The organism is Arthrobacter sp. Y3223164, assembly GCF_059091005.1.
In genome coordinates this window covers 1-1,723 of sequence record NZ_JBNHGF010000498.1, presented here as the reverse complement: position 1 = coordinate 1,723, position 1,723 = coordinate 1, and the positions used below count along the sequence as shown (strand labels likewise).

Below are 1,723 nucleotides of genomic sequence, written 5' to 3'. Positions count from 1 at the left end.
CGAGGCCGGCGTCCGCCTGCTGAGCGCGGCCGAAAGCAGCGAGCGGGTCCGGATTGCCGGCACGCTCGGCGCCGTCCACCAGCCGCACTGTGCCCGGATCCATCCGGCCAAGCTGGTGCGCGGCCTGGCGGAAAGGGTGGGAGCCCTGGGCGTGCGCATCTACGAGGACACCACCGTCACCGAAATCAGCCCCCGGCTGGCGCGGACGGAGAGGGGTGATGTCCGGGCCGAGTACATTCTGCGGGCGACGGAGGGCTTCACCGCGAACCTGAAGGGCTCGCACCGCGAATGGCTCCCGATGAATTCGTCGATGATCGCCACCGAGCCCCTCGGAGACGACGTCTGGGCGGCGATTGGGTGGAATGAGTTCGACACCGTGGGCGACATGGCGCACGCCTACATGTACGCCCAGCGCACGGCCGATAACCGGATTGCGCTCGGCGGGCGCGGCGTGCCCTACCGGTTTGGCTCCAAGACGGACACGGACGGGGCCACCCAGCCCGAGACGATCCAGAACCTTGCCGCGATCCTGCACGACATGTTCCCGGCCACCCGCGGCGCACGGATCGACCACGCCTGGGCCGGTGTGCTGGGCGTGCCGCGCGACTGGAAGGCCACCGTCGGCCTGGACCGGGAGACCGGCATCGGCTGGGCCGGCGGGTATGTCGGCACCGGCGTGACCGCAACGAACCTGGCCGGCCGCACGCTGCGGGACCTGGTGCTGGACACGGAGAGCGAACTGACCACCATGCCGTGGGTGAATCGCCGGGTGCGCACCTGGGAAGTGGAACCTTTGCGCTGGATTGCCGTCCAGGCCATGTACGCGGCGTACTACGCCGCTGACAAGTCGGAAAACTCCGGCCGCACCTCAACCTCCCCGATCGCCAAGGCCGCAGACCTCATCTCCGGCCGCGCCTGAAGTACTCCACGACACCGTCCGCAAGACGTACATCACCCTGGACGGGGTCGGCGGCCGGTAGCCGCTCAGCCGCCGAGTCCGCCCTTGGGCAGGGTCAGGTCGTCGTTCTTTGCCAGTTCCTCGACATTGACGTCCTTGAACGTGATCACGCGCACGGATTTCACGAACCGGGCGGAACGGTAGACGTCCCAGACCCACGCGTCCTGCAGGGTCAGGTCGAAGTAGATCTCGCCGTCGGCAGAGCGCGCCTGCAGGTCCACGTGGTTGGCCAGATAGAAGCGGCGCTCGGTTTCCACGACGTAGCTGAACAGGCCGGCGACATCGCGGTACTCCCGGTAGAGCTGCAGCTCCATGTCGGTCTCGTAGTTCTCAAGGTCTTCGGCGCTCATGTATCCATCCTGCCCCAGATTGCCCCGCGGCGTTTACTCCGCGAGTTCGACGGCGGGCATCAGCGGTTCCTCGGGGGTCAGCCGCCAACTTCGGCGGTGCAGCTCCGAGGGACCGATGCCCAGCAAGGCGGCGCGGTGCGCGGCGGTGGCGTAGCCCTTGTTGATGTCCCAGGCGTAGTCCGGATAGTCCGCGGCGTAGCCGGTCATCATCGCGTCGCGCTCCACCTTCGCCAGCACGCTGGCCGCGGCCACGCTGAGGCACTGCAGGTCCGCCTTGATCCTGGTCCGGACCGGCGCGTCGCAGCCGGGCTGCGCGACGTCGTCGAAGAGCGACGGCTCCCCCGCCGACAGCCAGTCGTGGTTGCCGTCGAGGATCACGATGTCCGGGCGCGCGGTGGCCAGCACCTGGCCCCAG

Annotated in this window: 3 protein-coding genes; 1 reads left to right on the top strand and 2 read right to left on the bottom strand. The window is 68.5% G+C overall.

Translation table 11 applies throughout. The annotated features are described in order from the left end of the window. Nucleotides 1–919 (top strand): NAD(P)/FAD-dependent oxidoreductase (locus tag AC5RUJ_RS15795; RefSeq protein WP_494156190.1); only part of this gene is annotated, 919 nt, incomplete at its 5' end. Between the two features lie 65 nt (nucleotides 920–984). Here the strand turns inward: AC5RUJ_RS15795 and AC5RUJ_RS15790 are convergent. Both AC5RUJ_RS15790 and AC5RUJ_RS15785 read right to left on the bottom strand, forming a co-directional pair. Then, nucleotides 985–1,308 (bottom strand): DUF2469 domain-containing protein, encoded by a 324-nt coding sequence (locus AC5RUJ_RS15790; protein ID WP_493999960.1) that lies wholly within the window; start codon nucleotides 1,306–1,308, stop codon nucleotides 985–987. Between the two features lie 33 nt (nucleotides 1,309–1,341). Beyond that, a partial coding sequence (locus AC5RUJ_RS15785; protein ID WP_494156189.1) for a ribonuclease HII occupies nucleotides 1,342–1,723 on the bottom strand: 382 nt, incomplete at its 5' end.

Excerpts from the sequence above, each read along its gene's own strand:
- AC5RUJ_RS15790 (WP_493999960.1), bottom strand. The coding sequence starts at position 1,308 with ATGAGCGCCGAAGACCTTGAGAACTACGAGACCGACATGGAGCTGCAG.